Origin of the sequence: Kaistella montana, from assembly GCF_024436175.1 — a bacterium.
Classification (GTDB): Bacteria; Bacteroidota; Bacteroidia; order Flavobacteriales; family Weeksellaceae; genus Kaistella; species Kaistella montana.
Genome location: NZ_JANFQP010000002.1, coordinates 582,700 through 607,588 on the forward strand (window position 1 = coordinate 582,700; position 24,889 = coordinate 607,588).

At 35.7% G+C, this 24,889-nt stretch carries 26 protein-coding genes and 3 tRNA genes; 18 read left to right on the plus strand and 11 right to left on the minus strand.

Annotated features, from left to right (window positions below; genetic code table 11):
* Window positions 1-58 precede the first annotated feature (58 nt).
* The 5 genes from NOV28_RS08890 to NOV28_RS08910 all read left to right on the plus strand — a co-directional run bounded on the left by NOV28_RS08890 (window position 59) and on the right by NOV28_RS08910 (window position 4,898).
* Window positions 59-838 carry an alpha/beta fold hydrolase gene (locus NOV28_RS08890; RefSeq protein WP_255929906.1) on the plus strand — a complete coding sequence of 260 codons (780 nt, stop codon included), beginning with the start codon at window positions 59-61 and terminating at the stop codon, window positions 836-838.
* A gap of 42 nt (window positions 839-880) precedes the next feature.
* Window positions 881-1,501, plus strand: coding sequence for a ribosome biogenesis GTP-binding protein YihA/YsxC (yihA, locus tag NOV28_RS08895; protein WP_255929914.1), 621 nt, complete (start codon window positions 881-883; stop codon window positions 1,499-1,501).
* Window positions 1,498-1,962, plus strand: coding sequence for a GNAT family N-acetyltransferase (locus NOV28_RS08900; RefSeq protein WP_255929916.1), 465 nt, complete (start codon window positions 1,498-1,500; stop codon window positions 1,960-1,962). The genes yihA and NOV28_RS08900 overlap by 4 nt, the downstream gene beginning before the upstream one ends.
* 136 nt (window positions 1,963-2,098) lie before the next feature.
* On the plus strand, window positions 2,099-4,237 hold the full coding sequence (locus NOV28_RS08905; RefSeq protein WP_255929918.1) for a S46 family peptidase: 2,139 nt from the start codon (window positions 2,099-2,101) through the stop codon (window positions 4,235-4,237).
* 94 nt (window positions 4,238-4,331) lie between these two features.
* Complete coding sequence (locus tag NOV28_RS08910) at window positions 4,332-4,898, plus strand: DUF3267 domain-containing protein (protein WP_255929920.1); 567 nt, start codon at window positions 4,332-4,334, stop codon at window positions 4,896-4,898.
* A 25-nt stretch (window positions 4,899-4,923) separates the two neighbouring features.
* Here NOV28_RS08910 and msrA read toward each other — a convergent pair whose 3' ends face one another.
* The 5 genes from msrA to NOV28_RS08935 all read right to left on the minus strand — a co-directional run bounded on the left by msrA (window position 4,924) and on the right by NOV28_RS08935 (window position 10,849).
* Window positions 4,924-5,568, minus strand: coding sequence for a peptide-methionine (S)-S-oxide reductase MsrA (gene msrA / locus NOV28_RS08915; protein WP_255929922.1), 645 nt, complete (start codon window positions 5,566-5,568; stop codon window positions 4,924-4,926).
* Between the two features lie 122 nt (window positions 5,569-5,690).
* A complete protein-coding gene (locus NOV28_RS08920) occupies window positions 5,691-6,659 on the minus strand; it encodes an ROK family protein (protein WP_255929924.1) in 969 nt (322 codons plus the stop codon).
* Between the two features lie 104 nt (window positions 6,660-6,763).
* On the minus strand, window positions 6,764-9,835 hold the full coding sequence (gene secA / locus NOV28_RS08925) for a preprotein translocase subunit SecA (RefSeq protein ID WP_255929926.1): 3,072 nt from the start codon (window positions 9,833-9,835) through the stop codon (window positions 6,764-6,766).
* Window positions 9,836-9,950: 115 nt separating this feature from the next.
* Window positions 9,951-10,172 carry a DUF2795 domain-containing protein gene (locus NOV28_RS08930; RefSeq protein WP_015807225.1) on the minus strand — a complete coding sequence of 74 codons (222 nt, stop codon included), beginning with the start codon at window positions 10,170-10,172 and terminating at the stop codon, window positions 9,951-9,953.
* Window positions 10,173-10,726: 554 nt separating this feature from the next.
* Window positions 10,727-10,849: an NAD-dependent epimerase/dehydratase family protein gene (locus NOV28_RS08935; protein WP_305120002.1), complete on the minus strand. Its 123-nt coding sequence runs from the start codon at window positions 10,847-10,849 to the stop codon at window positions 10,727-10,729.
* Window positions 10,850-10,915: 66 nt separating this feature from the next.
* Between NOV28_RS08935 and NOV28_RS08940 the strand changes: the two genes are divergently transcribed.
* Both NOV28_RS08940 and NOV28_RS08945 read left to right on the plus strand, forming a co-directional pair.
* Window positions 10,916-11,713, plus strand: coding sequence for a DUF2797 domain-containing protein (locus tag NOV28_RS08940; RefSeq protein ID WP_255929941.1), 798 nt, complete (start codon window positions 10,916-10,918; stop codon window positions 11,711-11,713).
* 64 nt (window positions 11,714-11,777) lie between these two features.
* Complete coding sequence (locus NOV28_RS08945; protein WP_255929943.1) at window positions 11,778-14,429, plus strand: hypothetical protein; 2,652 nt, start codon at window positions 11,778-11,780, stop codon at window positions 14,427-14,429.
* Window positions 14,430-14,447: 18 nt separating this feature from the next.
* Here the strand turns inward: NOV28_RS08945 and NOV28_RS08950 are convergent, their stop codons facing one another.
* The 4 genes from NOV28_RS08950 to NOV28_RS08965 form a co-directional block, all read right to left on the minus strand.
* Window positions 14,448-14,789, minus strand: a complete 342-nt coding sequence (locus NOV28_RS08950) for a hypothetical protein (RefSeq protein ID WP_255929945.1) — start codon at window positions 14,787-14,789, stop codon at window positions 14,448-14,450.
* 102 nt (window positions 14,790-14,891) lie between these two features.
* Window positions 14,892-14,975 (minus strand) — tRNA-Leu (locus NOV28_RS08955).
* A gap of 9 nt (window positions 14,976-14,984) precedes the next feature.
* A tRNA-Gly gene (locus NOV28_RS08960) sits at window positions 14,985-15,057 on the minus strand.
* Between the two features lie 9 nt (window positions 15,058-15,066).
* Window positions 15,067-15,148 (minus strand) — tRNA-Leu (locus tag NOV28_RS08965).
* A 157-nt stretch (window positions 15,149-15,305) separates the two neighbouring features.
* On the opposite strand from NOV28_RS08965, the gene NOV28_RS08970 reads away from it, so the two are divergent.
* From NOV28_RS08970 to NOV28_RS09005, 8 genes are all read left to right on the plus strand, one after another.
* Window positions 15,306-15,683 carry a DUF3127 domain-containing protein gene (locus NOV28_RS08970; RefSeq protein WP_255929947.1) on the plus strand — a complete coding sequence of 126 codons (378 nt, stop codon included), beginning with the start codon at window positions 15,306-15,308 and terminating at the stop codon, window positions 15,681-15,683.
* A gap of 69 nt (window positions 15,684-15,752) precedes the next feature.
* Window positions 15,753-16,397, plus strand: coding sequence for a leucyl/phenylalanyl-tRNA--protein transferase (aat, locus tag NOV28_RS08975; protein WP_255929957.1), 645 nt, complete (start codon window positions 15,753-15,755; stop codon window positions 16,395-16,397).
* Window positions 16,394-17,278 carry a DMT family transporter gene (locus NOV28_RS08980; protein ID WP_255929959.1) on the plus strand — a complete coding sequence of 295 codons (885 nt, stop codon included), beginning with the start codon at window positions 16,394-16,396 and terminating at the stop codon, window positions 17,276-17,278. Before aat ends, NOV28_RS08980 begins: the two co-directional genes overlap by 4 nt.
* A 173-nt stretch (window positions 17,279-17,451) precedes the next feature.
* On the plus strand, window positions 17,452-18,105 hold the full coding sequence (locus tag NOV28_RS08985) for a CBS domain-containing protein (protein ID WP_255929961.1): 654 nt from the start codon (window positions 17,452-17,454) through the stop codon (window positions 18,103-18,105).
* 2 nt (window positions 18,106-18,107) lie between these two features.
* Complete coding sequence (locus NOV28_RS08990; RefSeq protein ID WP_255929963.1) at window positions 18,108-18,974, plus strand: NAD kinase; 867 nt, start codon at window positions 18,108-18,110, stop codon at window positions 18,972-18,974.
* Between the two features lie 171 nt (window positions 18,975-19,145).
* Window positions 19,146-20,216, plus strand: coding sequence for a class II fructose-bisphosphate aldolase (gene fbaA, locus NOV28_RS08995; RefSeq protein WP_255929965.1), 1,071 nt, complete (start codon window positions 19,146-19,148; stop codon window positions 20,214-20,216).
* A gap of 93 nt (window positions 20,217-20,309) precedes the next feature.
* Window positions 20,310-21,158, plus strand: a complete 849-nt coding sequence (gene accD / locus NOV28_RS09000; RefSeq protein WP_255929967.1) for an acetyl-CoA carboxylase, carboxyltransferase subunit beta — start codon at window positions 20,310-20,312, stop codon at window positions 21,156-21,158.
* A gap of 52 nt (window positions 21,159-21,210) precedes the next feature.
* Complete coding sequence (locus NOV28_RS09005) at window positions 21,211-21,723, plus strand: DUF6973 domain-containing protein (RefSeq protein WP_255929969.1); 513 nt, start codon at window positions 21,211-21,213, stop codon at window positions 21,721-21,723.
* A 5-nt stretch (window positions 21,724-21,728) separates the two neighbouring features.
* On the opposite strand, the gene NOV28_RS09010 is transcribed toward NOV28_RS09005, so the two are convergent.
* The gene (locus tag NOV28_RS09010) at window positions 21,729-22,964 is read right to left on the minus strand and encodes a PQQ-dependent sugar dehydrogenase (protein ID WP_255929971.1); all 1,236 of its coding nucleotides are present in this window, start codon (window positions 22,962-22,964) and stop codon (window positions 21,729-21,731) included.
* A gap of 81 nt (window positions 22,965-23,045) precedes the next feature.
* On the opposite strand from NOV28_RS09010, the gene NOV28_RS09015 reads away from it, so the two are divergent.
* The 3 genes from NOV28_RS09015 to NOV28_RS09025 are packed head-to-tail and all read left to right on the plus strand — an operon-like array spanning window position 23,046 to window position 24,290.
* Window positions 23,046-23,711 (plus strand): GLPGLI family protein, encoded by a 666-nt coding sequence (locus tag NOV28_RS09015; RefSeq protein WP_255929973.1) that lies wholly within the window; start codon window positions 23,046-23,048, stop codon window positions 23,709-23,711.
* A gap of 22 nt (window positions 23,712-23,733) precedes the next feature.
* Window positions 23,734-23,874 (plus strand): hypothetical protein, encoded by a 141-nt coding sequence (locus NOV28_RS09020; RefSeq protein WP_255929975.1) that lies wholly within the window; start codon window positions 23,734-23,736, stop codon window positions 23,872-23,874.
* Window positions 23,871-24,290, plus strand: a complete 420-nt coding sequence (locus tag NOV28_RS09025) for a hypothetical protein (RefSeq protein ID WP_255929977.1) — start codon at window positions 23,871-23,873, stop codon at window positions 24,288-24,290. The genes NOV28_RS09020 and NOV28_RS09025 overlap by 4 nt, the downstream gene beginning before the upstream one ends.
* 211 nt (window positions 24,291-24,501) lie before the next feature.
* Here NOV28_RS09025 and NOV28_RS09030 read toward each other — a convergent pair whose 3' ends face one another.
* On the minus strand, window positions 24,502-24,882 hold the full coding sequence (locus NOV28_RS09030; protein WP_255929979.1) for a hypothetical protein: 381 nt from the start codon (window positions 24,880-24,882) through the stop codon (window positions 24,502-24,504).
* Window positions 24,883-24,889 lie beyond the last annotated feature (7 nt).

Below are 24,889 nucleotides of genomic sequence, written 5' to 3' on the forward strand. Positions count from 1 at the left end.
GAGACAAATTAAAGTTGGTCTTTAATTTGTATTTTTGCAAGGCTGATATAGCAATTTTATGAGATTGATAACGAAAAAAGAAAAAAAATTCTCTTTCATTGAGGCTGGAGAAGGACATCCGTTGATTTTATTACACGGATTAATGGGCGGTTTGAGTAATTTTGATAAAACCGTAAACTTTTTTTCCGAGAGAGGATATAAGGTGTTCGTTCCGGTACTTCCTATCTATGATTTGCCAATTTTAAATACCAACTTAACAACTATTGCAAAACATGTTGCCAAATTTATTGAAGAAAAGGTAAATGAACCAGTAACGATAGTGGGAAATTCCATGGGAGGACATATTGGTTTGATTTTAACTTTAGCAAGACCAGAGCTTGTTTCTAATCTTGTACTTACAGGAAGTTCCGGACTGTATGAAAGAACTTTCGGAGATAGTTTCCCAAGAAAATCCGATAAAGATTATATAAGAAGAAAAACAGAAGATGTTTTTTATGACCCTAAAGTCGCGACAGATGAATTGGTAGATGAGGTTTTTGCGGTAGTAAACGATCGTATGAAAGGCATCAAAACGGTAATGCTTGCGAGAAGCGCCATCAAACACAATATGTTGAACGATCTTCCAAAGATTACCCAACCAGTTTGTTTAATTTGGGGAAAACAAGATAATGTAACACCGCCGGAAGTGGCTGTAGACATGAATAAATTCTTACCCAACTCAGAGCTTTTCTGGATTGAGCAATGCGGACATGCCGCGATGATGGAAAAACCAGATGAGTTTAATGAAATTCTCTACAGATGGCTTAAAAAGATTGAAAATAATGGAATGGAAGGTTAAACTTCCATTTTTTATTTAATTAAATTTGAAAAAAAATCAGAAATGGTAATTAAAACAGCAGAATTTGTAAAAAGTAGCGGAAGATGGCAAGATTGCCCGGAACCGAACTTGCCCGAATATGCTTTCATAGGAAGATCCAATGTGGGAAAGTCTTCTTTGATCAATGCAATGCTTAATCATAAAGATCTGGCAAAAACTTCGCAAACGCCAGGAAAAACGCAACTCATCAATCATTTCATCATCAATGAAAGTTGGTATCTTACCGATTTACCGGGCTACGGCTACGCAAGAGTTTCGAAAAGCATGCGCCGCGATTTCGAGAAAATCATTACCAACTATATCTTGAACCGGAAAAATCTCGTCAACCTGTTTGTTTTGGTTGATGCTCGTCACACACCTCAGAAAATCGACATTGAGTTTATCGAATGGTGCGGAGAAAACGGCGTTCCTTTTTCAATTGTTTTCACAAAATCGGATAAATTGAAACCGAATACCGTTATAACAAATGTGGAAGATTACAAAACCGAACTTTTGAAAACGTGGGAAGATCTTCCAGAAATTTATGTGACTTCCGCTGAAAAAAAATTGGGAGGCGATGAAATTTTGAAATTCATTTCTACAACCAATCAGTTTTTATTTGAAAATAAAGTGAATTTTGAATGACAAGTTCAATAATTTGGAAAATTAAACCTTTCTCGAAACTTTCAACCCAAGAGCTATATCAAATCCTAAAAATTCGTCAGGAAGTATTCATCGTGGAGCAAACCTGCTATTACCTTGATGCGGATGGTTACGATGAGCGAGCGATACATATTTGGGCAGAAAAAGATGGAGAAATCTTAGCATATTGCCGAATTTTTAAACCTGCAATAAAATACAATGAAGCTTCCATTGGTCGGGTTTTAACTCATCCTAATTATCGGAGGAATAATTTGGGTAAAATCTTGGTCAAATTTGCTATAAATAGCATTGAGTCGAGATTTCGTACCTCATCTATAAGAATATCCGCACAGGATTATTTGCTTCGGTTTTATTCAGAATTTGGTTTTCAAGATACCGGAAAGAAATATTTGGAAGATGATATTCCACATACGGAGATGGTGAGAGTGATATCAATGAAGTAATTTGAAAGAATCCTTTTTCAATATAATTTTATAGATATAGAAATAAATAGTTTAAAATTTATCCAACCATAATTTTTTACTCAAAATCGCTATATCAAATGATTTTCTTAATTTAGCCCTATAAAATAATTTATAAATGAAAAGAATATTTTTACTGCTCACTTTCATGATGAGCTTTTTACAAATGAAAGCCGATGAAGGAATGTGGCTTTTAATGATGATTAAAAGACTCAACGGAGTTGATATGAAAAAAGAAGGATTGAAACTTACTCCTGAAGAGATTTATTCAGTCAATAACTCCAGTTTAAAAGACGCAATTGTGCAGTTTGGCGGAGGTTGTACAGCAGAGATGGTTTCTAAAGAAGGTTTGCTTTTTACCAATCACCACTGCGGATACGGAAATATTGCAGCATTGTCAACCCCAGAGAAAGATCATTTAACCAATGGTTTTTGGGCTATGAAAAAAAGCGAAGAACTTCCTGCTAAAGGACTTTCTGTAAGATTTTTAGTAAGAATGGATGATGCTACGAAACGCATCAATTCAAAATTGAATAACAACATGTCTGCTGATGAAAGAAAAGCAATAATCGATGCAGAATATAAAGCCATCCAAGCTGAAAACTCCGAAAACGGAAAATACACCGTAGTAGTAAGAGATTTCTTTAACGGAAACGAGTTTTACTATTTCGTTTACCAAGATTTCAAAGATGTTCGTTTGGTAGGGACTCCGCCGAACTCTTTAGGAAAATTCGGTGGCGATACCGATAACTGGGAATGGCCAAGACACACCGCAGATTTCTCTGTTTTCAGAGTATATGCTGATGCAAATGGCAACCCTGCAGAATATTCACCAAGCAATGTTCCAATGAAGCCTAAACATTCGCTTCCGATTTCTTTGAAAGGTTACAAACCTGGAGATTTCACAATGATCGTAGGATTTCCTGGAAGAACCAACAGATTCTTGACTTCTTACGGAATCGAACAAATGGTAAACAAAGACTATCCGGCTTGGGTAGAAGCGTCTAAACTTGCCATGGATGTGATGAAAAAATACATGGACAAAGATCAAGCAACCAAACTTGATTATGCGTCTCAGTATGCATCTGTAGCCAACTACTGGAAAAACAGACAAGGAACTATCGATGCCGTTAATAAAAACGGAACCGTAGCCGATAAGAAAGCTTTGGAAGATAAATATATGGTTTGGGCACTTCTACCAGAAAACCAAGCTACTTATAGCGGAGTCCTATCGGATATTAAATCCAATTACGCTCAGTTTTCTAACAGAAATGTAGAAAGAAATTACTCTTCTCAGCTTCAAAGAAATGCTAAATATATAGCAGTAGCTTACCAATTAGGTTCTCTTTTGAAAACTTATGCGGATCAAGATGCCAACGGAAAAGTTGCAATGAAAACCAAAGTTACCGATGCAATCGATAGACTTTATGATGGTTTCAATCCAAATTTGGAAGGCGAAATGTTGAATTCAATGGTAAACCTTTATCAGCAAAAAGTTGCGAAATCCGATGCTTCACCAACTTTGTTGGCGGCAGATGCTAAAAATCTTTCAACGGTAGCTTTCTCTTCGATTTTTGCAAATAAAGAATCTGCTTTGAACTTTGTAAATAATCCTGATCGATTGAAAATTGATGCAGATCCAATGTTGAAATTGGCAAACGGTTTCATTAATGATCAAAAATTAGCAAGTGATAAATATGCGAAAGTTGATGAAGCTTTTGCTAAAAATAGCAGAATTTTCTTAGATGGTTTAAGAAAATCAATGCCTGAAAAAGATTTCTATCCAGATGCAAACTCTACCATGAGATTGACTTCCGGTAAAGTAAGCACCTTGCCGGTAAGAACCGACAGAAACTACTACGGAATTTCTGAGAAAAACAACTATTACACTGATGTAAACGGAATGGTTGCCAAATACAAAAAAGGCGACGAAGAATTTGATTTGCCACAAGATTTCATCGATTTGGTAAAGAAAAAAGATTTTGGACAGTATAAGGATAAAAAAGGATTTATGCCTGCGAATTTCCTTTCAGATAATGACATCACAGGAGGAAACTCTGGATCACCAATTCTTGATGGAAGAGGTAATTTACTCGGTTTAGCATTCGATGGAAACAGCGAAGCGTTGAGCGGAGATATCATCTTCGACCAAAAATGGCAAAAAACCATCAACGTTGACGTGAGAATGGTACTTTGGATTATCGAGAAATACGGTAAAGCAGGTCACTTAATCAGTGAAATGTCTTTAGTGAAATAATATTTTTCAAATTATAAAAAAGCCCGTTGAAATTTTCAACGGGCTTTTTTTTTTTGCTCGATAATTTTTATATTTGGAGAATAAAAGCAACTAAATGAATTTAGAAAACTTCGAAAAAGAAGAAAAGATAATTGATTTGATGAAAGCGAATTTAGTAGCCTTAAAATATTTGTTATTATTTGTTATTATTTTTGCTGTCCCTTTTTTTCTCATATGGCAGAATAGTTTTTCTAAGGCCTCATTTAGTTCGGATTATATTTTTGTTAAACTATTTTCACCTGTGGTAGGAATGATTTTGGGAATCATTGCTCATGAGTTGATCCATGGAATGTTCTTTGCCATGTATGCTAAACAAGGTTTCAAATCTATCAAATTTGGAATCCTTTGGAAAATGTTAACTCCTTATTGCCATTGTAAAGAACCGTTACAAATCAAACATTATAAGATTGCTTTACTTGCACCGTTTGTGATACTTGGTATTATTCCTTCAATCATCAGTTTGTTCACCGGAAATCTTATTCTTCTCATATTTGGAATTTTTTTCTCTGGCGCAGCAGCAGGAGATTTAATGATATACCAACTAATAAAAAAAGAAAACCCTGAAGATTATGTTCAGGATCATCCTACTGAAGCAGGTTACATTATATTCAAAAATAAATAAAGCAGAGAATTTCTCTGCTTTATTTTTATTCAGTTTCTAACATTCCCAATTCTCCGTAATGTTTTTTGAACTTAGCGATTTTCGGACCTACTACTGCACTGCAATAAGGTTGCGTAGGATTTTCATTGTAGTAACCTTGATGATACTGTTCTGCAGGCCAAAATTTCTCAAATTGAGCAAATTCCGTTACATAATCTCCGCTCCATCTTCCTGAAGCTTCAGAGGCTTTTAAAGCGGCTTCAGCCTTTTGTTTTTCAGCTTCATCTTTATAGAAAATTACCGATCGATATTGCGTTCCGATATCATTCCCTTGTCGATTCAGCTGGGTAGGATCGTGTAGGAAAAAGAAAACATCCATTAGTTGTTCATAAGAAATAATTTGGGGGTCGTAAGCAATTTGTACAACTTCTGCATGACCCGTTTGGCCAGTGCAAATTTCTTCATAGGTCGGGTTTGCCTTATGTCCTCCAGAATATCCTGAAATTGCTGCATCAACACCTTTTAGCAAATTGAAACAACTTTCTACACACCAAAAACATCCGCCACCGAAGGTGATATATTTTAAATTCTGTTTATCCATTTTTACATTTTTTGTTAAAGGTTTCTTCGTCTCCTGACCGTTGCAGGAAATCAATATTAAAGCCATCAAAAATACTAAAATCTTATTCATGTTTTAATAACGAATTTCTATGATGAAAATTTTAATTAAAAATAATAAAAAGGTATTTCTGTTCAAAAAAATGAACACCTCATTTCCGAGATGTTCATTCATTTATTTTAGTAAAAAGCTAGTCATTTTTCCCAAACCAAAGCACTTGCGCCGAGAATCGCAGCATCGGCTTCGTCCAACTCACTGAAAACCAATTTAACTTTGTTTCTAAAAATAGGTAAAAGATTGCGCTCCATGTGGAGTTTTGTTGGTTTTAAAATAAAATCACCGGCTTGAATCACGCCACCGAAAAGAAGAATGGCTTCAGGTGAAGAAAACATGACGAAATTCGCTAAAGCTTCGCCTAATTTCTGTCCGGTATAGCGGAAGACCTCAATTGCGGTTGGGTCGCCTTTTTTAGCGCATTCGTGTACAACTTTAGAATTAATTTCTTCTTCGGGATAATTATTAAGCATCGAATCCGGGAATTCTGCACGCATTTTTTTAGCGGTAATCGCAATTCCAGTTGCAGATGCATAAGCTTCCAAAGAGCCTTCGGAGCCGGTGCTCCAGTGTTTTCTTCCGCCAGGTTTGATGATGGTATGTCCCAATTCTCCCGCAAATCCATCGTGCCCGTAAATCAAACTTCCGCCTGAAACAATTCCGCTTCCAACGCCCGTTCCGAGGGTGATCATGATGAAATCTTTCATTCCTCTCGCTGCGCCAAACATCATTTCGCCTAGTGCTGCTGCGTTTGCATCATTCGTCATTTTGCAGGGAAGTCCAAATTTTTTGGTCATGAGTTCTGCAAAAGGTACAATTCCTTTCCAGCGGAGGTTTGGAGCTTGCTCAATGGTTCCTGTATAATAATTTGCGTTGGGAGCGCCCACTCCAATTCCGTCGAATCGGGCTTGGTTGCTGTGTTTTTTCATCAAGGGCGATATTTTATTGTATAACGCATCGATGAAATCTTCAACTTTCTCATATTCATCGGTTTTGATGCTTCCTTTTTCAAGGATTTCGCCGCGATGGTTTACAAAGCCGTATTTGGTGTTGGTGCCGCCAATATCGATTCCTAAAGCAATCTGTTTTGACAAATCTATTAATGCCATTAAAAAAAATTTAGACTTTAAAAATACAACAAATTCACATTACGTTAACAAAAAAACTTCTCCAAAGTTGGAGAAGTTGATATGATAATTTTCATTTTCTTGTTTTACGCAGGGATTTCTCCTTTGTATAAGAATGAGATAATCTCTTTGTTTACTTTTTCAACCATTTCGCTGAAAAGATAGAAAGATTCTTGTTTGTAAATCACCAATGGATCTTTCTGCTCGTAAACCGCACCTTGCGAAGAACGTCTTAAATCGTCCATTTCTCTTAAGTGAAGTTTCCAGTTTTCATCGATGATGGCGAGTGAAATATTTTTCTCGAAATCATTAATAAGAGATTCACATTTGGTTTCGTACGCTTCTTTCAGGTCGGTAACGATGGTCATGGTTTTAATTCCATCGGTGAAAGGAACCTGAATCATTTTGAACATTGAACCTTGGTTTTGGTACACGTTTTCAATGATTGGGAAGGATTTTTCTTTCAGCAAGTCCAACTTCATGCGGTAATCTTCTGTAGCAGCTTTGAAAACTGCATTGGTGATATCTGCAACGGTTTTATTCTTGAATTCGCTTTCAGAAACTGGCGCTTCCATAGTGAAGTTTTTGATGATTTCGTATTCAAAATCTTTGTAGTCGCCTTCTAATTTAGTTTTGGTAACAATAGATTGAGCTACATCAAAAATCATGTTCGAAATATCATATTTCAAATGGTCTCCGAAGAGAGCGTTTTTTCTTCTTTTATAGATGACATCACGCTGCTTGTTCATTACATCATCGTATTCGAGCAATCTTTTTCTGATTCCGAAGTTGTTTTCTTCTACTTTTTTCTGTGCTCTTTCGATAGATTTGGAAATCATTCCATGCTGAATTACTTCGCCTTCTTTGTGTCCCATTCTGTCCATCATTTTCGCGATTCTTTCAGAACCGAAAAGACGCATCAAATTGTCTTCCAAAGAAACATAGAATTGTGAACTACCTGGATCTCCTTGTCGGCCGGCTCTACCACGCAACTGGCGGTCAACTCTTCGGGAGTCGTGTCTTTCAGTACCGATGATTGCTAAACCACCGTTGGCTTTTACATCGCCTTGTAGCTTAATGTCGGTACCTCTACCTGCCATGTTGGTAGCAATGGTTACAACGCCCGGTCCACCTGCCATTGCAACAATTTCTGCTTCTCTGGCGTGTAGTTTAGCGTTCAATACATTGTGTTCTATTTTTCTGAGTTGAAGCGCTCTGGAAAGCAATTGAGAAATTTCAACTGAAGTTGTACCCACCAAAACTGGTCTTCCTGCAGCGGTTAATCTTTCGATTTCTTCGATTACTGCATTGTATTTTTCGCGGTTAGTTTTGAAGACTAAATCTTGTTTGTCATCGCGTTGGATTGGTCTGTTGGTCGGAATTACGACAACGTCGAGTTTGTAGATTTCCCAAAGTTCACCAGCTTCGGTTTCCGCAGTTCCGGTCATCCCCGCAAGTTTGTTGTACATGCGGAAATAATTCTGAAGTGTTATGGTTGCGAATGTTTGCGTAGCGGCTTCAATTTTTACATTTTCTTTTGCCTCAATCGCTTGGTGCAATCCGTCGGAATATCTTCTTCCTTCCATGATACGGCCGGTTTGCTCATCTACGATTTTCACTTCACCATCGATTACAACATATTCGTCATCTTTTTCAAATAACGTGTAAGCTTTCAAAAGTTGGCTTAAAGTGTGAACTCTTTCAGATTTTACGGCAAATTCATTGAAAAGCTTTTCTTTTGCTTCAAATTCTTCTTCTTTAGATAAATTTTTAGCTTCAAGCTCGGCAATTTCAGTTGCGATATCATTCAAAACAAAGAAATCTTTATCTTCATTTCCTGCAGACATATATTCTACGCCGCGGTCGGTAAGGTCGATTTGGTTGTTTTTTTCGTCGATTACGAAATATAAATCCTTGTCAACAATCGGCATATCGCGGTTGTTGTCGGCCATATATTGACCTTCGGTTTTTTGTAGAAGGGCTTTGTTTCCGCTTTCAGAAAGGAATTTAATTAAAGGTCGAGATTTTGGTAAACCTCTGTAAGCTTGCAATAATTTGAAACCTCCTTCTTTAGTATTTCCGTTGGCGATTAATTTTTTAGCTTCATTAAAAATGGCTGAAACTGTTTTTTTCTGAATTTCAACGATTCTATCAACTGATGGTTTTAAAACATCAAATTCTTGTCTATCACCTTGTGGAACTGGTCCGGAAATAATCAAAGGCGTTCTCGCATCATCCACCAAAACGGAATCTACCTCATCGATAATAGCGAAATTCAATTCGCGCTGTACCAATTCATTAGGATTGGTTACCATGTTATCTCTCAGGTAATCGAAACCAAATTCGTTGTTGGTTCCGTAAGTAATGCTGGAGTTGTATGCTTTTCTTCTGGCGTCAGAATTCGGCTGGTGCAAATCGATACAATCAATTGTTAAACCATGGAATTGATAAAGTGGCCCCATCCAAGCGGAGTCTCTTTTCGCCAAATAATCGTTTACAGTTACTACGTGAACACCTCTTTCTGGTAATGCGTTGAGGTAAATTGGTAAAGTTCCTACCAAAGTTTTACCTTCACCGGTTGCCATTTCGGCAATTTTTCCGCTGTGAAGCACCGCACCACCGATAAATTGTACATCGTAATGTACCATATCCCAATGAATCGCGGTTCCTGCAGCATCCCATTTGTTTTTCCAGATGGCGGTGTCGCCTTGTACTTCAACGAAATCTTTAGTAGCGGCCAATTCACGATCCATATCGGTCGCAGTAACGCGGATTTCTCCGTTTTGTGCTAATCTTCTAGAAGTTTCCTTGATTAAGGCAAATGCTTCCGGAAGGATCTCATTGAGTACTTTTTCTTCAACTTGATAAGAATCTTTTTTAAGCTGTTCTATTTTGGTAAAAAGTTCCTCTTTTTCATCAACATTGGTTGAATTCTTAATTTGTTCTTTCGTTTGCTCTATCTGAGAGGTAAAGTTGGCGGTAGCAGCTTTTAATTTTTCTTTGAATTCTGCTGTTTTTGCTCTCAATCCATCATCAGTGAGTTCCTGAATTTTTGGTTCAACCGCTTTTATTTTGATCAGTACTTTTTTTACTTCTTTCAGGTCGGTTGCGTTTTTATCGCCCAAGAAACCTTTAAGAACTTTGTCTATAAAACCCATAAGTATTCGCTTTCGGCCAGCTGAAAATGCGTGGCCATTTAAAAGATTTTAGTTTTAGAATTTTTCTAAAATATAAAAAGCCGGTAGCCGCTGCCGACTACCGACTGCATTTTTTTTAATATTCGTCTTCGTTCCATAGGAAGTCGTCATCCGTTGGATAATCGCTCCATACTTCCTCTATGGATTCATAAATTTCTCCTTCATCTTCAATAGCCTGAAGATTTTCAACTACTTCCATTGGTGCACCTGTTCTAATTGCGTAGTCAATAAGTTCCGCTTTAGTCATCGGCCAAGGCGCGTCGCTTAAATAAGAAGCTAATTCTAATGTCCAATACATATATTTATTTTTTTGCAAAAGTATAAAAATAGGCGACATAAAAAAGGGATTTTGTCGCTGATTTTCAATAAACTTAGATTTTTTATTTTAAATTTTTCAAGTAGCGTTTCTCAAAAACCATTCCACAAATTTTTTTATGCCATTTTGGAAGCGAATTGAGGGGTGATAACCGATCAGATTTTTCGCTTTTTGTACATCTGCATTGGTTTTTGGCACATCTCCAGGTTGTGTAGGCAAATGGTTTTTATGAGCTTTTTTGTCCAGGTTTTCTTCCAGAGTTGAAAGTATTCATTCAAATTAATTACCTCGTTTTCACCTAAATTAATGATTTTATAAACGGCTTTATTTCGATCCTGATAATGCGGCTAGGTTGATGAACATACCGATTTTGTGTTTTTTGTAAAGATCTTCTGTAACCCTTTAGGATTCCTAACGTTATGATAATAAAATGGATAAGGCTTTCCGAAAGTTTCAAAAATTATTTTCTAAATGTAGTGTACTTTAATGAGAAAAGAAATATTCTAATGTTTCAGCTATGGATTCTTAACTGCTTTTTATTTTATAGTCATAAATCCATTAAAATTGTCAATAATAATGACAGAATGTCCATTTTTCAAGAAACATTCTACCAAATGCGAACCGATAAATCCACTTCCGCCGGTAACTAAATATTTCATCTGTGTTTTTTAATTCCCACAAATTTAATTAAAATCAAATCATTATTTTTACGAAAATATTTAATTATGCAATTCTCCGGGCAAATTCTAAAAATGACCACCCAAAACGGTAAACCCATTCAATACTTTCTGAATCTTTCGGATGATTTGATCAATATGAACCAGCTTATTGGGAAAAATTTAAAGCTGAAACATATCGGTTATCAATGCGTAAACTGTGGAAGTGATGAGAAAATTTACCGAATGGGATTCTGTAAAAAATGTTTTTTTGAAAGTCCGTATGCTAGCGAAACGATTATCCGACCGGAACTTTCCACGGCTCATCTCGGAATTGCAGAACGGGATTTGGAGGTTGAAAAATCCATACAATTGCAACCGCATGTGGTTTATTTGGCCTATACCGGAGACGTGAAAGTGGGAGTGACGCGCGAGTCCCAAATCCCCACACGATGGATTGACCAAGGAGCGACTTTCGCTATTCCTATTGCCAAAACCGAAAACCGATACGAAGCTGGAATGATCGAAGTTGCCCTGAAAGAACATCTTGCTGATAAAACCAACTGGCGAAAAATGTTGGAAGATGATTTCGAGGACGATCTGGATTTGACAAATTTTCGAGAGCAAATTAAAGATTATTTTCCCGCAGATTTCAAGAATTTTTATTTGATGGAGCAGGAGATGATTCGCTTGGATTATCCATACGAAGCTCCCGAAAAAATCAATTCGTTTACTTTGGATAAAAAGCCGGAATTCGAAGGTGTTTTGAAAGGAATTAAAGGCCAGTATCTCTGTTTCGAAGGTGGAAATTTCATTAATGTAAGAGGACACGAAGGGTATGTGGTAGAGCTAGGTGTTTCCAAATAAATAAAGAAAATTATTTTTCTTCATTAATCAAAAAAATTGGCATAAAATTTTAATCCTCAGCAGAATGAAGAAAATCTACCTAAAAGTCTTGTCAATTGCTCTGGGAATTATATTTCTCATTATTCTGATTGCCAATTTCGGAATGAATTTTTGGTTAAAATATCAACTTCCGGATTTCATTAAAAACAATACCGATTACAATATTTCTTACCAGAGACTCGAAGTCAATTTAGGAACGGGTGCAATTTTCGCTACCGGAATTTCGGTAAACAATAAAAACCCAGAAAACCAAGCGGTGATCGGGTTTCAGGGAACGGTGGATACGCTTTCGGTTTCAAGAATTGGGATTTTTGATCTCTTGGTTAATAAAAAAATTAACGTCTCCGATTTGACCCTGAATAGCCCGAATCTGAACATCATTCTCCCAAAACCTTTCGATAAAAAATCTAAAAAAGACAAAAACCCTTTTCTTTTTGAAAATATCAACATCAGCAAAGGAAATTTAAAGATTTTCAAACACGATAAACAAAAACTTTTGTCGGTAAACGACCTTAATCTTCAGTTGGAGAACATGAAGCTGAATGATGGTTCTAAAAGTGGGAAGTTACCCGTAATCTTTGATCAATACGACATCAGCGCGAGAAATATTTTTTTTCGTCCCGATAATGTTTATGCATTCACGGCGACTAATATTACCACCAAAACCGGACAACTCAATATCAAAGATTTTGCGATGCATCCTTTGTTGTCTTATGTAGATTTCAGAAGGTTTTATCCTAAAAAAAGGAATCTTTTCGATTTAAAAACATCTGAAATGGAGTTTAAAGATTTTATTTTAAAAGATGATAAAATTGCTCTAACAAAAGTTCGTTTTGCAAATCCGGATCTCAAAATGCACACGACTGATGTCAAACCTGCTGAAAAAGAAAGAAGTTTTACTTATGAGGTGAGTCTCGAAGATGTCATCATGGATCAAGCGAAAATATTGATTTTGAAACCTGACGGAACTCCAAAATTCGCTGCCGAAAAACTCAATATGAGCATCAATAAACTAATGATGGATGACGAAACTGCGAAGGGAAATATTCCGTTTCAGTATCATGATTTTAAAATAAATGCACAGAAAGTCAATTATATTTCAGCTTCACAAAATATAAAAGTTGCTGCGGCAGCAATCAATTCAAAATCGGCGGATCTTCGGGATATTTTAGTGAAACCAACCGTTTCAAAGTCCGATAAACCTTTAATGGATCTGAGTTCGAGACAAGTTTTTCTTAAAGTAAATGAGTGGAAATTCATCAATAATAAACTCAAATTAGATGTCGAAAATGTGTTGATTTCCAGTTTAAACGGAAAGATTCAACATCCTGAAAATCCGAAGAAAAAGAAAGCAACTTTCGATAGAATTGATTTTCCGTTAATGGTGAGAAATGTTCAGTTGAAAAATTCAAATCTTGTTTTGGATAGACCAAATAATCCTCTACAATTCAATAATTTAAATGCAAATTTGAAGAATATTGAAATGAACGAATCAACCATAAAAGGCAAAATCCCTTTTAAAGTTGGAGATTATGGTTTTTCGACTAACAATTTCAATTATAAAACACAATTTTACCGTTTCTCAGCTTCTTTGCTAAAGTTGAATAAAAATTCAGCACAAATTTCTAATTTCGAAATGCGACCGACGCTTTCGCTTGCAGAATTTATCCGAAAAATCCCGACAGAAAAAGATCTTTATAATTTGAAAGTCAAGCAAATCTCAATGAATGGAAACTGGGATTTTGAGTCTTCAAATCCATATTTAAATGTTTCACAACTGACATTTGATGGGATGAATGCGGAAATTTTCAGAAGTAAAATTCCAAAAGATGATCTTTCGGAAAAACCGCTTTATTCTAAATTATTGAGAAGCATTAAAATGCCGATGTTTGTTCAGCAAATGACCATCAAAAACTCTTATTTGCAATACGAAGAAGACACAAAAAAAAGTGACGGACCAGGAAAACTCACTTTCGATCAGTTTAATATGAAGGTGAAAAACCTGAATTCCGGAAAAATGAAAGGAAAACCCACTCAAGTTCCGATTGAGATTCAATGCAAATTCATGAATGTATCGCCGATGAATGTAAAATGGAGTTTCGATACAGCGAATATGACTGATGCTTTTGCGATTTCCGGAAATATTTCAGATTTGCCGGCTTCTGGGATTAATCCTTTTATTGAACCTTATCTGAAAATTCGTGCAGTTGGGAATATTTCTGATTTAATTTTTAATTTTAAAGGGAATTATGAAGGTTTGAACGGAACTTTGAAAATGAAGCATAAAGATTTGCGGGTTTCTATATTGAAAGAAACTGGTGAAAAAAACAAGTTGCTTTCGGCGGTTGCCAATATTTTCGTGAGATCAGACTCTGGAAAATATCCCGAATCGGTTCTCGTGGATCATGTGCAACGCGATAAAACAAAATCTTTTTTCAATCTTTTCTGGAAAGGAATTGAAGAAGGTTTGAAGAAAACATTGATTGGAAAAAATATAGAAGTCACCGAAAAGAAAGTGAAAAACACGGTTGAAAACACCAAGTCTGCGTTGGAACAGAACAAAAAAGACATGAAAGAAACGAAACAGGAGGTGAAAGAAAAAGTGCAAAATGTAAAAGAGAAAATCAATGAAAAGCCTTTGTTGAAGAATCTTTTCAGAAAAAAATCCGAAAAATAATTTCCGGATTTATCTTTTTTACTCGATATCAAAATCTTCCTTTTCTTCAACAGGAATTTGTCTTAGAAAATCATCAAATTCCTCACCGTTATAATTGCTTTCGGCTCCGTATGAATCTATAATAATAGATTGTAAACCATCTTTATCCTGCAAAACATACAACACCGCATTGTCATCTGGGTTGCTGTCGCCTTCAAAACGGTAAGATTTCACAATACACAAGTCGCTGGGTTTATAGGTGAAATTAGTTCCTTCTAAAACGAATTGTTTTTCTTCGTTCATCCGAATTTCTCGGGTAATTCCTCTTCCGCGAAGGACATTGAGAACCTGAGATAATGTTTTTAAATTGTGATTGGCCATAATGTGGTGTATTTGATACCATTAAAGCAACAAAATGTCTGCCGAAGAGACAACAGAAAACAAAAAACGCTGAAAATCATAAAGATTAACAGCGTTTTTATGTACCTCGGACGGGACTTGAACCCGTACATCCTTGCGGATACAGGATTTTAAGTCCTGCGTGTCTACCAGTTCCACCACCAAGGCAAGTGGATGAGCGAAAAACGGGATTCGAACCCGCGACCCCGACCTTGGCAAGGTCGTGCTCTACCAGCTGAGCTATTTTCGCAAAAAAAAGTGCGGATGAAGGGACTCGAACCCCCACGCCTCACGGCACCAGATCCTAAGTCTGGCGTGGCTACCAATTACACCACATCCGCAAATATCTTCTTCTCTTTTTTTGTGAGTGCAAATATAATGACTTTTTCTTTTTTAAAACAAGAAAATTTTATTTTTTTTACTTTTTTTATTTTTTTTGAACCTCAACTTTCTTTTTCTATTCTTTATTTATTACTTTTACACCTTTAACAATCAATTATGGAATTACAAGGAACAATCAAAAAGATATCTGACATTCAGACATTTGCAAGCGGTTTTCAGAAAAGAGAAATGGTAATCCTTACCGAAGAGCAATATCCGCAACCGATTAATGTAGAATTTTTGCAAGATAAATGCGATTTGCTGAATGCCTATAAAGAAGGTGACAAAGTGAAGGTGAGCATCAATATCAGAGGTAGAGAGTGGACTTCCCCACAAGGTGAAGTGAAGTATTTCAACTCAATCACTGGTTGGAGATTGGAGAAAGTTGACGGAGGAAACTTCAACGAGCCTGTAGAAGCTAAACCTGCAACGAATAGCACCTCGGTTGATAAAACTGATGTTTTCACTGAAGAAGATGACGATTTACCTTTTTAATCTGTATCAACAAAACTGAAATAAAATCCTGCTTTTTCTAAAGGGCGGGATTTAATTTTTATAAAAAAAATGGTTCTTCTCGATCCTAACGAAATTTCTTTTCCAGATCCAGCGCTGATTGATTCCAAAGATGGTTTACTGGCCGTCGGTGGAGATTTGTCGCCGGAAAGACTTTTGTTTGCATATCAATTGGGACTTTTTCCTTGGTTTAATGAGGGTGAAGAAATTCTCTGGTGGTGTCCCGATCCTCGATTTGTTCTTTTTCCTGATGAATTGAAGATTTCAAAATCAATGAAGAAAATTCTGCGAAACGATGTTTTTAGTTTTACGGAAAATCAATGTTTCGAAGAGGTAATGCAGGAATGTAAAAATGTGGATCGAAAAGATCAAGATGGAACCTGGATTTCGGATCGGCTTATTGAATCCTACGCGATTCTTCATCAACATGGTTTTGCAAAAAGTATCGAAGTGTGGCAAAATGATGAATTAGTCGGTGGACTTTATGGGGTTCAAATTGGAAATGTTTTCTGTGGTGAAAGCATGTTTGCGAAGGTAAGCAATGCATCGAAAGCAGGTTTTATTCATTTTATATTAAATAATAAAAACATAGAACTGGTGGATTGCCAAATACATTCTGCACATTTGGAGAGTTTAGGCGCCAAAATGATTCCTAAAAAAGAATATTTAAAAATTTTACAAAAACAATCTTCATGAATCCTGAAAAAGAAAAATGGGTTTTATTGGCTTTGCTCTCCATTATCTGGGGTTCATCATTTATTTTAATTAAAAAATCGCTGGAGCATTTCAATCCTTACGAGGTCGGAGCTTTACGTGTTTTAATTGCGGGAATCATTTTACTTCCTATTGCGGCGATGAATATCCGGAAATTTCCCAAGAAAAATGTGAAATGGCTAATTCTTGCTGCGATTACAGGGAATTTTATTCCAATGTTTCTTTTTCCGATTGCCGAAACCGAAGTTAGCAGCAGTATCGCAGGAATTATCAATTCGATGATGCCGATTTTTGTCATTATTGTAGGAGCGCTTTTATGGAAATTTCAAACGACTAAACGACAGATTATAGGGGTGTTCATCAGTTTTTCCGGAGCGTGTATTCTGGCTTTTTCCGGTGGAGAAGGTGGAGAGTTTAAGCTTATTCCTATATTGCTTTTGTTGCTCGCTACTTTACTGTATGCAATTAGTACAACTACGGTGAAATCGAAGCTTAGTGATATTCCGGCCAAAATTTTATCTGCGTTTGTGTTTTCTTTCGTTTTAATTTTACCTTCATTGATTGCCTTGGTTCTTGCGGGCTTTTTCAATGATTTAAAAGCGGATAATAATTTATTGATAGGTTTGGGATTTGTGAGTTTGCTATCTGTTTTTGGAACAGGATTGGCGATGATGTTGAATTACAGACTTTTGAGCGTTTCTACACCTTTGTTTGCTTCTACAGTTACCTTGTTAATGCCAATTGTTGCAATAATTTGGGGACTTCTGGATGGCGAAAAACTGACCCTGATGCAAGGTTTTGGAGGGCTGATCATATTAGCAGGGCTTATTTTTCTTCGCCAAATGCCTTCAAAACAAAAATAAAAAAAACCGCAAAGCCTTGTAAGCGTTGCAGTTTGAAATAAATCTAATAAAAAGTAAAAATGAAAGGCGACAAAGGTATATAATTGTTTTCATATCATGCAAGATATTTTTTTTATTTTTTTTAATTTTTTCAAAAACACCTTCCCTTTTTAATATTTTCCTAAATTAGCATCATGTTTATCAAAGATTACATCTCGAAAGATTATCCTGCGTTCAGCACAAGCGACACGATTGAAGAGGCTAAAGAAATGGCAAAGGAATTCTGTTATTCTCACGTTTTTGTGAAGAAAAAAGGAGTCTACCAAGGCTCCATTAGCCAATCTTTCCTGGAAGAAAGTCCGGAAGGTAATCTAGGGAGTCTTGCAATTCACTATGAGAAATTTGCCATTTTGGATGATGGTAATTTATTAGATTCTATAAAGCTTTTTCATACTTTTAATAGCAATATAGTTCCAGTGATTACCAAAGAGGAGAAGTATGTAGGGTATCTTTCTAGTGATGATATTTTTTGTGAGTTTTCCAAATACCCACTTTTCTCCGAAAATGGAGCTATTATGACCATTCAAACAAATGGCAAACATTATTCGATGACCGAAGTTTGTAAAATTGTAGAAACCAATAATGGCAAAGTTTATGGGTCTTTTATCAATTTAATCAGTGACGATTTCATACAAATCACCCTAAAAATAAGCAGTGAAAATCTAAGTTCTATCGATGAAACCTTTGAGAGATACGGCTACAGCGTCGTACATAAATATTATGATGATGAAAAAGAAGACCTGTTGAAAGACCGCTTCGGATTTTTCCAAAAATACCTCGAGTTTTAATAATGAAGGCAGCAATTTATTCTCAAAAAAATGATTTAGATACCTTTCTGTATCTGAGTAAATTTGTTTCTGAACTCGAAAAGCGCGGAGTACAGGCAGTTCTCTATGAAGATATGGCCAAAGCGATGCAGTTCTCGAAAATCTTTGAAACATTTACCGGGAAAGAAGATTTGAAAGAGAAAAAAGTTGATCTCTTCTTTACTTTTGGAGGAGATGGAACCATCGTGAATTCACTTCTGTTTGTACAAGATTTAGAAATCCCGGTAGTTGGAGTCAATACTGGCAGGCTCGGTTTTTTGGCAAGTTTTAGCAAAGAAGAAGTTTTCCTGGAACTTGATGAAATTATCAGAGGCGAAGTGAAAATCAGCCGCAGATCGGTCATAGAAATCGTTTCGCCCAATAAATCGATGTTTTTTCCTTATGCATTAAATGATATTACCATTTCGCGAAAGGAAACAACAGCAATGATCACCATAGATTCTTATATCAACGGAGAATTTTTGAACATCTTTTGGGGAGATGGGGTCATTATCTCTACACCAACAGGCTCTACGGCTTATTCATTGAGTTGTGGTGGGCCAATCATCACTCCAAACAATGAAAATTTTGTAATCACTCCGATTGCACCACACAATTTGAACGTACGACCTTTGATTGTAAATGATGATGTTGAAATTAGATTAAAAGTAGAAAGTCGCGTTCCACAATATTCTCTATCACTGGATTCCCGCCTGATTCACATGGAAACCAATGTGGAGATTGTACTGAAAAAAGCACGCTTCCAAATTTTACTTGTACACCCAAATAATTTGAGTTTCTATGAAACCATCCGCCAGAAACTACTTTGGGGAAAAGACAAACGAAACTAAATTTTATTTTTTTTAAAAAGCATTGATATTTTAATGCTGAAATCTGTTTTTTTCGGTAATGGATTCATTTTCTATATGCACCATTATTGAAACTAAATTGCTGAGCCTGCTTTATAATCATCATAATTTTTGTATTTTTACCTATTCAAAATTTACAAAAATAATTTTATTATGAGCAGACGTTTTCCGGCAGGTGTTGCCACAGGTCAATTGGTTACAGACATTTTTAATTATGCCAAAGAAAATAACTTTGCGCTTCCGGCGGTAAATGTTATCGGATCCAGTAACGTAAATGCAGTTTTAGAAACTGCCGCAAAATTGAATTCTCCAGTAATTATTCAGTTTTCTAATGGTGGTGCTGCATACAATGCAGGAAAAGGTTTAAGCAATGATGGACAAAAAGCAGCTATTTTAGGTGCGGTTGCAGGTGCAAAACATATTCACACTTTGGCTGAAGCTTACGGAGCTACCGTAATTCTTCATACCGACCACTGTGCTAAGAAATTATTGCCTTGGATTGACGGATTGATGGATGCAAACGAAGAATTTTTCGCACAAACCGGAAAATCTTTATACTCTTCTCACATGCTCGATTTGTCTGAAGAGCCAATCGAAGAAAACCTTGACATTTCTTGCAAATATTTTGAAAGAATGGCAAAAATGGGAATGACCTTGGAAATCGAATTGGGAGTAACTGGTGGTGAAGAAGACGGAGTAGACAATTCCGGAGTAGATTCTTCTAAATTATACACGCAACCTGATGAAGTTGCTTATGCTTATGAAAGATTAAATGCAATTTCTCCTAATTTCACCATCGCAGCAGCGTTCGGAAACGTTCACGGTGTTTACAAACCGGGGAATGTGAAATTAACACCGAAAATTCTTGATAACTCTCAAAAATACGTTCAAGAGAAATTTGGTTTAGGTGAAAAACCAGTGAATTTTGTTTTCCATGGCGGATCAGGTTCTACAGTTGAAGAAATCAGAGAAGCAATCAGCTATGGCGCAATCAAAATGAACATTGATACTGATCTTCAATTCGCTTATACCGAAGGAATCAGAGATTATATGGTTAATAATGTCGAGTATCTGAAAACACAAATCGGAAACCCTGAAGGCGAAGAAAAACCAAACAAAAAATTCTATGACCCAAGAGTTTGGGTAAGAAAAGGCGAAGAAACCTTCAGCAGAAGATTGGTACAGGCTTTTGAAGACCTGAACAACGTAAATACTCTCAACTAATTTTATCAATTTTTTGGTATAAGTTTTAAAATAAGCGATAATTTAGAACTTATACCATAAATTTGCACTCCTGAAATCTAAATTTTCTAAGAAATGGCATTCGACTGGTTTAAAAGAAAAGCAAAAAATATTACTACTTCCACGGAGGATAAGAAAGATGTACCGAAAGGTCTTTGGCATCAAACTCCAACCGGGAAAATTATTGAACATGAGGAACTTAAAGCTAATAATTATGTTTCCCCTGAAGATGGTTTCCATGTGAGAATTGGAAGTAAAGAATTTTTTTCCATCCTTTTTGATGACAACAATTATACTGAACTTCATGCAGAAGTAGAAAGTGTGGATATGCTTAATTTCAAAGATACCAAGTCGTATACCGACCGTCTTAAAGAAGTAAAAGCAAAAACCAAACTTACCGACTCTATCCGAAACGGTGTAGGAAAAGTAAACGGAACCGAAATGGTGATTTCCTGTATGGATTTCGCATTCATCGGGGGTTCTTTAGGTTCTGTAATGGGAGAAAAAATTAGAAGAGCCGTAGATTATTGTATCGAAAACCGACTCCCGTACATGATCATCTGCCAATCCGGAGGAGCAAGAATGCAGGAAGCAACATATTCACTAATGCAATTGGCAAAAGTACAAGCGAAATTGGCTCAACTTTCAGAAGCGGGACTTTTGTATATCGCCTATTTGTGCGATCCTACTTTTGGTGGAATTACAGCATCTTTTGCAATGACAGCAGATATCATTATGGCTGAACCAGGCGCTTTAATCGGTTTTGCTGGGCCAAGAGTAATTCGCGAAACCATCGGAAAAGATTTGCCCGAAGGTTTCCAAACTTCAGAATTTTTGCAGGAAAAAGGTTTCGTAGATTTCATTGTGAAAAGAACTGAAATCAAAGAAAAAGTTTCCAAAACAGTGAATCTGTTGGTACACTAAAATAAGTTAATAAATCATTGAAAATCTCTCCTAATCAGGAGAGATTTCTATTATGAGAAAAATTATAAAAATACTTTTCAATACGATTAGAACACTGAGTTTTCAGAAGCTTTTGCGACTTCTAAAATTAGTGGTTCCGCATCCTTTGTTTGCCTTTTTAGGATTTTATGCCACGATTAAAAGTTTTACGCTCGCCGAAAAATTCTTTCCAAAAACCAGTGCTACGAACGGTGTTGGTAATGCTTTCAGACATGCTTTATGGTCCGCGTTGATTATGATGTATTGTTGCAAGATTTCTTCTCCTAAAAAAGCATTAAAATTCTGCAAAGAAATGACTGATTTGCACGAAGAATTATTTCCTAACGAACCATTGGAAAAGAAAATGGATTTGCACAATAACCAAGTCGGAATGAATCTTTTCATGGATATGCTTCCCGGAATTCATCGTCAATTTTTCGAGAAAAATTTTATTATTGATAGTCTTTTCGAAAAACTGAAAACAGCTAAAGTTCTCACCGATTTAAAAGAAAATCACAATAATGATTTGGTTTATTTGGCAGAATAAAATGCTTATTTTTTAGTGATTTTATAAAGTTTTCCGCTGTCTGAAACCGCATATAAATTACCGTCATTCCCGTTGAGTACATCACGAATTCGATCGTTTTTGTCCTCCAACAGCCATTCTTCGCCTACTACTTTATTATTTTTTATCACCAAACGAATAATTTTTTGTCCGCTAAGGCAACCAATCATCAAATTGTTTTTCCATTCCTCAATATTTCCGGTATAAAAGGTGATTCCGCTCATGGAGATCGAAGGATCCCAATAATAAACGGGTTGTTCTGTACCTTCTTTTTTCGTTGTTCCGTTATTAATTTTTGAGCCGATATATTCAATTCCGTAGGTTACGTCGCCCCAACCGTAGTTATTTCCAGGTTTTATTAAATTGATTTCATCTCCACCTCGTGGTCCCATCTCTGCTTCCCAAAGTTGACCATTTTCATCCATTGCCAATCCCTGTGGATTTCGGTGACCTGTCGAATAAATTTCGGGTTTCCATCCTGAAATATTGGGATTTCCGGATGCGGGTTTCCCATCTTTTGTTATTTTTAGAACTTTCCCCAAATACGAATCTTGTTTTTGAGCAAATGGTCTGGTTTCCTTATCCGAACGTTCGCCGGTGCTTACAAAAAGATTTCCGTCTTTATCAAAAACCAAACGACTTCCGTAGTGTTTATCGCCATCATAAGTTGGTGTTGCCCAGAAAATAACGGTCGGATTTTCAATAGATTTTTCATCAGCGGAAAGTTTTCCTTTCGCTACTGCAGTATGATTTCCACCTGAAAAAGGTTCAGAAAAAGTCCAGAAAATCATTCTGTTGTTCTTAAAATCCGGATCTAAAGCGACATCCAACAATCCACCTTGCCCTTTTGCATCAACTTTTGGTAAACCATCAACTTTAGAAATAGTTTTTCCATCCGTCGAAACAATATTCAAATAACCAGGTTTTGAAGTGATTAAAAATCTTCCGTCGGGTAGATTGATAATTCCCCAAGGTTTTTCTAAATCTGAATTAATGACTTCAACCTGATAAGCCGTTTTTGTTTTTAAACCTTCAACACGGGTTTGTCCTGCAAAAGCAGGCTCGTATTCCGGAGAGTTTTTGTCGGAAGTTTCAGGATTGGGAAGCTTTCCATTTTCTAAAACAACTTCACTCTGTTGATTGGTATTCTTGGAATTCCCGCTGCAGGAAAGCATTAGTGCTATTCCTAGAAATGGTAAAGATTTGGTTATTAATGATTTCATATTGAGAATTTTAGTGATTGTGAAGATAAAGAAACAAAAATTGCGCCGACAAATTTTATTACATTTGTTAATAAAAAAGACATGCAAATCTGGAAAAAAAATATAATTTTTGTTTTTCTTGTGACTTATGGGATTGTTTTTTCACAGAATAAAAGTTTTATCTATGAACTTGAATTTAGACCCAGCCTAATTAAGGAAAGTATTTCAAAAGAAAAATTTGTCTTGGATGTCGTAAGTAGGAAATCAATATTCAGAACAATTGACGAGAAGAAGTCGGATTCACTTTTTCATACTACAAATAGATTTTCTTTTACTACCACTTCTTTTAAAGATTTTTTGAGCGTAACAAAAGATTTGGAACTAATGAATACGCATAAATATATTCATAATTTTAAAAATCTTTATACAATTAAAATTGATGAAGAACTACATTCGAAAATCGAAGCTGAAACACGAGAAATTCTAGAAATGAAAACTCAAAAAGCAGAAGTTAGTTATGGAGGAAGGAACTGGATTGCTTGGTTCACAAATGAAGTCCCGATTTCAGACGGGCCATATGTTTTCAGTGGGTTACCAGGATTAATAATAGAAATTTATGATGATAAAAAGGATTATCATTTTTCTTTGGTACAGATTAAAAATAATGATGGTAACTTATATGATAAAGATAAAGCGCTACCAATTAGTTGGAAGCAATATGAGAAATTGGCGTTAGATTATTATTCAGACCCCTACCAGAGAAATTAATGGTAAAAATTCAGGAGGTTCTATGCAAATTATCAAATGGCAAGATGAAAACGGAAAAGTATTTACTCCTAATTTTAAGGAAATGAACGAAAGGGAACAAAAACAAATTCGTGAAAATAATAATCCGGTAGAGCTTAATCATAAAATAACTTATCCAAAATGAAAAGTATTTTAGTAATCATTGTTTTAGTTTTGTTGTGTTCATGCAATTCATTTAGTAAATTTTCAAAATATAATAGCACGCAAAGTTGTGGAGGCTATGTGTGTATAAGCAACGATTCTTTAAATATAAAGTTTACTTCCTTTGGTGCTTTCAAAGTTGCAAACAGTAAAAAAGAGTTCAGAAAGTTTCAGTTGAAAAGAAATTTGGAATTTAAAAATATTATTCTTTTTGGAACTTCTTCCACCATTGAAACCGATTACTATCTTCTACTAAATAATAAAATAAAGAAAAATGATTTCATTTATAGGGACACGATCATTGATGACAGAAAAATAACCATCGCAATAAAGTCTGGAGAAAAAAGCTCGCCTTCTAATCTAGAATTTCTTTTGAATAGCATTCAGAAATTGAAATAAACCAATCATTTTCCTTTTTAATTATTTTTGAATAATTAAATTTCATTAATCATCAGTGAGTCTGGTGTTTAATGCAATATCTAGCTCACCTCTCTATCCTCTGTAATCATCTTTAAAATCTATTTTCTAAAACAACTTCACTCTGTTGATTGGTATTCTTGGGAAACAAAGAGAATCTATTAGACATGAACAATTGCTCTTTCTAAACGCTTTATTTTGAAAGTAATTTGAAATCTACTGGTTTGAAAACCTCGGTTGTATCGGTTTTAAATAAGATTCCGTTTTCCTGATTCGTAACTTTTGGCTTAAAACCTAGGATTTTTTTTGACTGTGAGATTACATTAACATTGTATTTTAAACCAACTTTATTTTCATTAGAAATACTTTGCTGAATCCTATTAATGATCAACGCAGTTGCTTGAATTGAATCGTGTGACAATTCAAAAGCAACATGATATCCTCTTTCACCGGAGATATCATAGGCTTGATAGGTAGGGTCTTTCACTCTTGGCAATTGGTTTGTAGTACAGGAAGTTGAAATAAATGTACCTGCAATTATTAATATTGTTGGCGATAGTATATTGTTTTTCATAATTTTT

Bases quoted from the DNA above. Each gene is read 5' to 3' on its own strand.
- NOV28_RS08930 (WP_015807225.1), bottom strand. From the start codon at position 10,172: ATGTATTGGACATTAGAATTAGCTTCTTATTTAAGCGACGCGCCTTGG.
- NOV28_RS08970 (WP_255929947.1), top strand. From the start codon at position 15,306: ATGGAATTACAAGGAACAATCAAAAAGATATCTGACATTCAGACATTT.
- yihA (WP_255929914.1), top strand. From the start codon at position 881: ATGGTAATTAAAACAGCAGAATTTGTAAAAAGTAGCGGAAGATGGCAA.
- fbaA (WP_255929965.1), top strand. From the start codon at position 19,146: ATGAGCAGACGTTTTCCGGCAGGTGTTGCCACAGGTCAATTGGTTACA.
- NOV28_RS09025 (WP_255929977.1), top strand. From the start codon at position 23,871: ATGAAAAGTATTTTAGTAATCATTGTTTTAGTTTTGTTGTGTTCATGC.
- NOV28_RS08935 (WP_305120002.1), bottom strand. From the start codon at position 10,849: ATGAAATATTTAGTTACCGGCGGAAGTGGATTTATCGGTTCGCATTTG.
- NOV28_RS08980 (WP_255929959.1), top strand. From the start codon at position 16,394: ATGAATCCTGAAAAAGAAAAATGGGTTTTATTGGCTTTGCTCTCCATT.
- NOV28_RS08945 (WP_255929943.1), top strand. From the start codon at position 11,778: ATGAAGAAAATCTACCTAAAAGTCTTGTCAATTGCTCTGGGAATTATA.
- NOV28_RS09020 (WP_255929975.1), top strand. From the start codon at position 23,734: ATGCAAATTATCAAATGGCAAGATGAAAACGGAAAAGTATTTACTCCT.
- NOV28_RS08990 (WP_255929963.1), top strand. From the start codon at position 18,108: ATGAAGGCAGCAATTTATTCTCAAAAAAATGATTTAGATACCTTTCTG.
- NOV28_RS08940 (WP_255929941.1), top strand. From the start codon at position 10,916: ATGCAATTCTCCGGGCAAATTCTAAAAATGACCACCCAAAACGGTAAA.
- NOV28_RS08985 (WP_255929961.1), top strand. From the start codon at position 17,452: ATGTTTATCAAAGATTACATCTCGAAAGATTATCCTGCGTTCAGCACA.
- secA (WP_255929926.1), bottom strand. From the start codon at position 9,835: ATGGGTTTTATAGACAAAGTTCTTAAAGGTTTCTTGGGCGATAAAAAC.
- NOV28_RS08950 (WP_255929945.1), bottom strand. From the start codon at position 14,789: ATGGCCAATCACAATTTAAAAACATTATCTCAGGTTCTCAATGTCCTT.
- NOV28_RS08890 (WP_255929906.1), top strand. From the start codon at position 59: ATGAGATTGATAACGAAAAAAGAAAAAAAATTCTCTTTCATTGAGGCT.
- NOV28_RS08905 (WP_255929918.1), top strand. From the start codon at position 2,099: ATGAAAAGAATATTTTTACTGCTCACTTTCATGATGAGCTTTTTACAA.
- NOV28_RS08910 (WP_255929920.1), top strand. From the start codon at position 4,332: ATGAATTTAGAAAACTTCGAAAAAGAAGAAAAGATAATTGATTTGATG.
- NOV28_RS09010 (WP_255929971.1), bottom strand. From the start codon at position 22,964: ATGAAATCATTAATAACCAAATCTTTACCATTTCTAGGAATAGCACTA.
- NOV28_RS09005 (WP_255929969.1), top strand. From the start codon at position 21,211: ATGAGAAAAATTATAAAAATACTTTTCAATACGATTAGAACACTGAGT.
- NOV28_RS08920 (WP_255929924.1), bottom strand. From the start codon at position 6,659: ATGGCATTAATAGATTTGTCAAAACAGATTGCTTTAGGAATCGATATT.
- NOV28_RS09015 (WP_255929973.1), top strand. From the start codon at position 23,046: ATGCAAATCTGGAAAAAAAATATAATTTTTGTTTTTCTTGTGACTTAT.
- NOV28_RS09030 (WP_255929979.1), bottom strand. From the start codon at position 24,882: ATGAAAAACAATATACTATCGCCAACAATATTAATAATTGCAGGTACA.
- msrA (WP_255929922.1), bottom strand. From the start codon at position 5,568: ATGAATAAGATTTTAGTATTTTTGATGGCTTTAATATTGATTTCCTGC.
- accD (WP_255929967.1), top strand. From the start codon at position 20,310: ATGGCATTCGACTGGTTTAAAAGAAAAGCAAAAAATATTACTACTTCC.
- NOV28_RS08900 (WP_255929916.1), top strand. From the start codon at position 1,498: ATGACAAGTTCAATAATTTGGAAAATTAAACCTTTCTCGAAACTTTCA.
- aat (WP_255929957.1), top strand. From the start codon at position 15,753: ATGGTTCTTCTCGATCCTAACGAAATTTCTTTTCCAGATCCAGCGCTG.